Origin of the sequence: Yinghuangia sp. YIM S09857, assembly GCF_051388915.1 — a bacterium.
Taxonomy (GTDB): domain Bacteria; phylum Actinomycetota; class Actinomycetes; order Streptomycetales; family Streptomycetaceae; genus Yinghuangia.
The window spans coordinates 175,179-181,507 of record NZ_JBPKBH010000013.1; the positions used below are offsets into that span (position 1 = coordinate 175,179).

The window sequence follows — 6,329 nt, forward strand, 5'->3', positions numbered from 1 at the left end:
CCGAGGATGAGTCCTCGGCGCCCGCGGGCTGAGTGGGGAGAATCAGAAGGGCGGCAATGCCCGTCGCCGCAAAGGCGGTTCTGCCACGTCTGCGTATTCGCATCTGCGTCCTCTCGCATGAACAGACCCGGTGCCCATGGCCTGAGCACCGCCGTGCGCTGTTGCGTGGGGCAGGTGGTACTCAGGAGACGCTGTGGTGCGGCCAGCAGGCTGACACACAGTCAGAATGTTGACAAGCTAAGACAGTTGGTTGGTCAAAAACCCCTGATGAGGACGGGAATTGCGACACGTGTCAGCCGAACCAACCGGCGTTGAGGTGTTGACGGGCGTGAGGAGTCGCGCCGGGCCTACTGCGGCGTGACGGAGCGCGTCGGGAGGTCGCACCACACCGACTTTGACGCGATGTCGCGGACGAATCCCCAGCGGCACGAGAGGCGTTCGACGATCCAGAGCCCGCGTCCGAACGTACGCTCGACGCCGGGCAGCGGGGCTTTGGGTACGCCGTACCCGCTGTCGACCACCTCGATCCGGAACGTCGACTCCCGGAGTTGCAGCCGGAGCTCGGGTCGTCCTTCCGCGTGCAGGAGCGCGTTGCTGATCAACTCCGAGGCGAGTAAGGCCGCGTCGTCGCTGAGGTGGGGGAGCTTGTGCGCGAAGAGCGGCCCCCGCACGTGATCACGCGCGAGCTTGGCGGACTCGGGCATGTCGGGGAGGACGTACGTGCGGGTGACGGGCTCGCTCATGGACGGGGGCGCCTCTCCGGTGGATGTCACGTTTGGTACGCCAAGCGTCGCGCTCCGGAGCTAACGTGGGGAGTGGCTGAATCCCAACAGTTGTTCTGTAGGCGGAGGCGACCTGATGGCCCACCCGAAAGACATCGACCCGATGCGCTCGCCCAGGGCCTTCTACGGGTCGGAGTTGCGCAGACTCCGCGAGGCGGCGGGCCTGTCCCAGGAGAAGCTGGGCGACATGGTGATCTGCTCAGGCGCATATATCGGCCAGATCGAATCCGCGGTACGGAAGCCGCAGTTGGACATGTCGATGAGGCTGGATGGCGTCTTCGGCACGGACGGCCTGATGGCACGGCTGTGCGGCCTGGCGAACAAGTCACGGCATGCGGATCACTTCGCCGACACTGCGGAACTTGAGTGCTTGGCGACAACGATCAGTGCGTTTGCACCCACGCTCATCACAGGTCTTGTGCAGACCGAGAGGTACGCCTTGGCCGTATTTGAGGCTGGCTTGCCGTGGGCCTCGAAAGCGGACATTGATGAACGTTTGCGGGCCCGGATGGATCGAACACGGCTGTTGGAGGCCGCAACACGCCCGGAGTTGTGGGTGATCCTGCATGAGTCGGCGCTGAGGCTGCCGGTGGGCGGGGCTGAGGTGATGCGACAGCAGCTTCGACACATTGCCACGCTCGCGCGGAACCGGCGGATCATCACGCAGGTGCTTCCGACGGCGGCTGGGGCCCACGCACTGATGGAGGGCTCGATCTACCTCATGTCGTTTGCTGACGCGCCATCAGTTGCCTATGTTGAAGGGGTTCTAACGGGCAATCTGCTGGATGATCCGATTATGGTCGCGGCGGCGCAACAGGCCTACGATCATGTGAGGGCAGCGGCGATGTCGCCCTCTGATTCGCTGCACATGATCGAGCGTCTGGCGGAGGACTACGAGTGACGGTCAATGCACCTCTCCGGGCTACGTGGAGGAAGTCCTTCCACAGCAACCCATCAGGTGGCAACTGCGTTGAGGTGGCGCAGGTTTGGCGTAAGTCGTCGTATAGCGGCGCAAGCGGTGGTGAGTGCGTGGAAGTCGCCACCTCGCCCACCGGCCTCGTCCCCGTCCGGGACTCCAAGGACACCGCCCGCGGCGACCTCATGATCCCCGCCCAGTCCTGGACCCGCTTCACAGGCGCGCTCAGGTAGTCCGCGTTCAGGCGGGGTGCCGGACGTACCACGCGTCCTCGCTCCCCTCCTCGTCGAGCCAGACGCGGTGCGAACCGTCCGTTCCCACCGCGAGGCCGAACCGTTCCGGCAGCGGCGAACCGGCGGACGTCCACCAGTCCCACGCGTCCTCGACCTCGTCCCAGACCCGCCGAGGGCCGTTCTGCCGTACCGCAAATGTGTCGAGCTGACGGCCGTCGTAGTCCACGGCCGCCCAGCTCGATCCCGCCTCGTCGCCGACCCACAGCCGGGTGCTCACGCCGTCCTCGGGTTGGTCCTCCCAGTGGTGCCAAAGGTCCGACGTACGCAGGCCGATGGCGAAGTCCGCCTCGGAGTCCGCGCGTCCGGCGACTTCCCATGGTGACAAAGTCGTTCGTGACGAGTCCGGCTTGTCGTCGCCCAGCACATCCGCAACGCTGTCCACCTGCGAGCGCTGCGATCGCATCGGCATGAACGACCCGCCGGCGCGGAACCGCCCGCTCGCGGAGCCATCCGGCCGGACGCGCAATCGCACCGTGCCGTAGTGTGTCCAGCCCGTCGCCCACGGAGCCACGATCCGCCCCCCAACGCGGACTTGCCTCACCCACGGTAGTGGAATGCGTACGACCGAGCACGTGGCCAGCACACGGTCGTGCGGTGCACGTTGCGCAAACCCCTCGGCGCCGTCGACCGTCACCACGAGGGGGGCAAGCCCTATGGCCGCCAGTCGAGTGCGCGCAGTCGCCGCAAGTGCCTGGTCCACCTCAACGGTGACGACGTTGGCATCGCCGAGCCGGTGTGCGAGCAGTCCCGCGTTCCATCCGCTTCCCGTGCCGATCTCCAGGACCCGCATGCCGTCGGCCACGTCCAGATCCAGCAGCATCGAGGCGACCACAGAAGGCTGTGAGGCGGACGAACTCGGCCACGGGGGAACGTCATCGGCATCGCCGTCGTCGCCGTCGCACACCTGCACGACAACCGGTCGATCGGCCCACGCCGCGGCGTCCCACCGCTGAGGCTCGTCCCGGCGATCGCAAGGCTCGTGTGTTCCGCCTTCGCCCCGCAACCAGATGACGTCGGGGAGGAAGTGTGCGCGTGGGACGGCCAACAGAGCGTTCCGCCACTCGTGCGGCAGAGGCCCGATCGCAGCCTCCACCGCACGGAGCATGTCGTGTTGCGCACTCACCCGCAACGTCACTTCCTGTCCGGGGGAGGGGTGGACGGCGGCGTAGGCGGCGGGATCGGCCGGTCCTTCTGCGCGTCATCGTTTGTCTTGTCGCGATGCTTCGCCAGAGCGCCCATCGTGTGAGACCTCCTAGGGTCGTAGTACCTGGAACAGTCTCAAAGGGCGCGAGTGGTGGGGAACAATCTTCTATCTGTGTGCACGGGCCAGCCCCGAACGTGTGGACATTTCATCCCAGTTCGTCGATCGCGCGTGCGATGAGGTCACGCGCCGCCTGCCCATGCGCGGCGATCGCCATCAGCGCACTGAACGCCTTCGCGTAGTCCCTGACTTCGCCGGGCGCCGTGATCGTGATCTCGGCTGTCAGCAGTTCGGCACTGGCGGGTCCGTCGTCATGGATGGAGAACGATTCAAGGGGCAACATGCTGCGGCGGTCGGCGGTGGAGGGGATCACCCCAACGGAGACCGCGGGCAACCGCATGACCGCGAGCAGGTGTTCCAATTGCCCGGTCATCGTGGCGACGTCCCCGACGCGGTACCGCAGTACCGCTTCCTCGATGAGGAAAGCGAACGTACGACCGCGGCGCCGGATGATGGTCGATCGCTCGACACGCGCCGCCGCCGCGGCCTCCGAGTCGTCGGGGACCCCGCGGAACCGTGCGATGGCTGCGAGCAGTTCTGCGGCGTACGCCTGCGTTTGCAGGAATCCTGGTATGACGTCGGAACCGTACAGCCGGAACCGGCTGGTTCGTTCGAACTCGGCTCGGTAGGAGTCCTGAAGTTGTCGCAGACCGGTCCGTTCGCGTTTGCGCCACTCGACATACATCGAGTTGACGGACCGGGTCTGGGCCAGGAGGTCTTCGATGCGGTCCTCCGCATCGCAGATTCGGCACCAGGCGATGATGTCGGCCGATGAGGGCATGGTTCTGCCGTTCACGAGACGACTGGATTTGGAGGCATGCCAGTTCGCCTGATGGGCGAGTGCGACACCGGTCAGCCCGGCACGGTGCATGAGCTCCCGAAGGCTCGCACCAAGTGCGTCCTGCGCAGCTTTCGCGTCGGCAGACGGCGTACGGGGCATGACCGTCTTCGTCTCGGCGCCTCAGCCGGCCTTGTAGTGCGCGTGTGGGGTGCCGCGCTCCCACAGGCGCTCGAACGCATCCAGGTACAGCTTGGTTGCGGCAAGATCGTCGTTGAACTCGTACCCGGTCCAACGGCCGTCGCCGTCGAAGTGGTGCAGAAGCAGCGTCGATTCGTCGAAGATCCAGCAGTCAAGTGCTGGCAGGAGCAGATCCCATGCGTCGGCGCGGCTGATCCATCGCACCTGCTCTCCTGCACGCACGTTCGCTGCTGTGCCGGCGTGCTCGTAGCGGACGTACGTGCTGGCCGGCTCGCTTACGACCCGTACACGCCGGAACAGCACCCCGCGCGCGACTGCTGCGGCAACGTGTTCGAGGAAGGGAGACGTGCGTGCGGCTTCGTCCGCATCGGTCACGTCGCCCGCCAGCCACGCCGCGAAGTCCGCGTCCTCTTCCTCGATCGCGTATACGTCCCGCAGCTCCAGGTGCACGGCGGAGTGCTGGCAGCGGGCGAACATTGCTCCGAAATCCGGGTCACCCAGGGATGGAGCGCTCCGAGACATCGCATGCCTCCCTCAATGCGGCCGCCATGCTCGCCGGCAGCCGCACAATCGTCTCACCGTCAGTGGCTGGCGTACCTGCAAGGCACTCGTCGACCAAGGAGGGTGGTGCGTTCCAACCCTGGACCACGATCTCCCCGGTGTTGTCGTCCACCCAGACGGACGGGCACTTGCCGTCTTTGCTCTCCGGGTCCTTGGCGATGAATCGCAGACTCATGACGTCCCCCGACATCCGTGATGGGCACCGTGTGCCAGCGAGGGTCTTCCTGGACAGCCTTTGCTGTCAAGGGAGTTCGCTCTTTGGGGGGAATTCTGGAGCGCGCCGGACTCGACGGGCATTCAAGCCGCGTGGTGGTCCGGGGACGGGGTGGCGACCGGCTGGATGGAGCCCTTGCCGTCGTGGTGGATGGGGCCCTGTGTCGTGGACAGGGGGGCGCCGGAGCCGCCTCGGCGGTGGGCGATGATCTCGGCGGCCACGGCGACGGCGGTTTCCTCGGGGGTGCGGGCGCCGAGGTCCAGGCCGATGGGGGAGCGCAGGCGGGACAGTTCGGTCTCGGTGAGGCCCGCCGCGCGCAGCTTCTCCAGGCGGGTTTCGTGGGTGCGGCGGGAGCCCATCGCGCCGACGTACGCCACCGGGAGGCGCAACGCCCGTTCCAGGAGCGGGATGTCGAACTTGGCGTCGTGCGTAAGGACGCACAACACCGTGCGGCCGTCGACCTCGATCGCGTCGAGGTAGCGGTGCGGCCAGTCCACGACCACCTCATCGGCGTCGGGGAAGCGGCGGCGGGTGGCGAAGACTTCGCGTGCGTCGCAGACGACGACCTCGTAGCCCAGGAATTTGCCTACCCGCACGACCGCCGCGGCGAAGTCGATCGCGCCGAAGACGATCATGCGCGGCGGCGGGGTGTACGCCTCCACGAACACCGTCGCGGTCTCCGGTCCCGCCTCGCACCGGCGCCCGTCCGGGCCGTACGTCAGCATCCCGCCCCGCCCGGAATCCAGCATCGCGGCGACCTCGGCGCGTACCGCCGTCTCGAACGCGGCACTCCCGCCCAGGGAGCCCGTCGCCGCGCCGTCGCGGTGGACCAGGGTCGCGCCCAGGCGGTGGGCCGGTCCCGCGACGACGCGGGCCACGGCCACGGGGGTGCGCGCGGTCAGGGCCTCGACCGCGGCATCGACGTCCGGATCGGGGTGCACGAACACGTCGATGACGCCGCCGCAGGTCAGGCCCACCGCGAAGGCGTCCTCGTCGCTGTACCCGAAACGCTGGAGCACCGGGGTCCCGGACTCCAGCGCCTCGCGGCACAGCTCGTAGACGGCGCCTTCCACGCACCCGCCGGAGATGCTGCCGACGGCCTCGCCGTCCGCGCTGACGGCGAGCGCCGCCCCGGGGAGCCGGGGCGCGCTGCCGGAGACGTCGACGACCGTGGCCAGCGCGAAGGACCTGCCCTGGGCGCGCCAGGCGGTGAGCTCGGGCACGATGTCGAACATCGTCATCTCCCTACGGTTACGCGGATTGTCCGGCGGGACAACCGCCCGTCCGGGGGGGGGGGGGGGGGGGGGGGGGGGGGGGGGGGGG

General features: G+C 67.7%; 7 protein-coding genes. 2 read left to right on the plus strand and 5 right to left on the minus strand.

All coding sequences use genetic code 11. From position 1 onward, the window contains the following. Positions 1-347: 347 nt before the first annotated feature. Positions 348-743, minus strand: a complete 396-nt coding sequence (locus ACRX5S_RS26130; RefSeq protein WP_436775532.1) for an ATP-binding protein — start codon at positions 741-743, stop codon at positions 348-350. A gap of 115 nt (positions 744-858) precedes the next feature. On the opposite strand from ACRX5S_RS26130, the gene ACRX5S_RS26135 reads away from it, so the two are divergent. Both ACRX5S_RS26135 and ACRX5S_RS26140 read left to right on the plus strand, forming a co-directional pair. After that, entirely contained in the window at positions 859-1,683 is an 825-nt protein-coding gene (locus tag ACRX5S_RS26135) for a helix-turn-helix domain-containing protein (RefSeq protein ID WP_436775533.1), read from the plus strand. Further along, positions 1,680-1,931: a DUF397 domain-containing protein gene (locus tag ACRX5S_RS26140; protein WP_436775534.1), complete on the plus strand. Its 252-nt coding sequence runs from the start codon at positions 1,680-1,682 to the stop codon at positions 1,929-1,931. The genes ACRX5S_RS26135 and ACRX5S_RS26140 overlap by 4 nt, the downstream gene beginning before the upstream one ends. Positions 1,932-1,938: 7 nt before the next feature. On the opposite strand, the gene ACRX5S_RS26145 is transcribed toward ACRX5S_RS26140, so the two are convergent. The 4 genes from ACRX5S_RS26145 to ACRX5S_RS26160 form a co-directional block, all read right to left on the minus strand. Beyond that, positions 1,939-2,994, minus strand: coding sequence for a methyltransferase domain-containing protein (locus tag ACRX5S_RS26145; protein ID WP_436775617.1), 1,056 nt, complete (start codon positions 2,992-2,994; stop codon positions 1,939-1,941). A 346-nt stretch (positions 2,995-3,340) separates the two neighbouring features. Beyond that, complete coding sequence (locus tag ACRX5S_RS26150) at positions 3,341-4,192, minus strand: helix-turn-helix domain-containing protein (protein ID WP_436775535.1); 852 nt, start codon at positions 4,190-4,192, stop codon at positions 3,341-3,343. Between the two features lie 21 nt (positions 4,193-4,213). Next, positions 4,214-4,753: a DUF6879 family protein gene (locus ACRX5S_RS26155; protein WP_436775536.1), complete on the minus strand. Its 540-nt coding sequence runs from the start codon at positions 4,751-4,753 to the stop codon at positions 4,214-4,216. 336 nt (positions 4,754-5,089) lie between these two features. Then, a complete protein-coding gene (locus ACRX5S_RS26160) occupies positions 5,090-6,241 on the minus strand; it encodes an XdhC family protein (RefSeq protein WP_436775618.1) in 1,152 nt (383 codons plus the stop codon). Between the last annotated feature and the right edge of the window lie 88 nt (positions 6,242-6,329).

Excerpts from the sequence above, each read along its gene's own strand:
- ACRX5S_RS26130 (WP_436775532.1), bottom strand. The coding sequence starts at position 743 with ATGAGCGAGCCCGTCACCCGCACGTACGTCCTCCCCGACATGCCCGAG.
- ACRX5S_RS26135 (WP_436775533.1), top strand. The coding sequence starts at position 859 with ATGGCCCACCCGAAAGACATCGACCCGATGCGCTCGCCCAGGGCCTTC.
- ACRX5S_RS26150 (WP_436775535.1), bottom strand. The coding sequence starts at position 4,192 with ATGCCCCGTACGCCGTCTGCCGACGCGAAAGCTGCGCAGGACGCACTT.
- ACRX5S_RS26155 (WP_436775536.1), bottom strand. The coding sequence starts at position 4,753 with ATGTCTCGGAGCGCTCCATCCCTGGGTGACCCGGATTTCGGAGCAATG.
- ACRX5S_RS26160 (WP_436775618.1), bottom strand. The coding sequence starts at position 6,241 with ATGTTCGACATCGTGCCCGAGCTCACCGCCTGGCGCGCCCAGGGCAGG.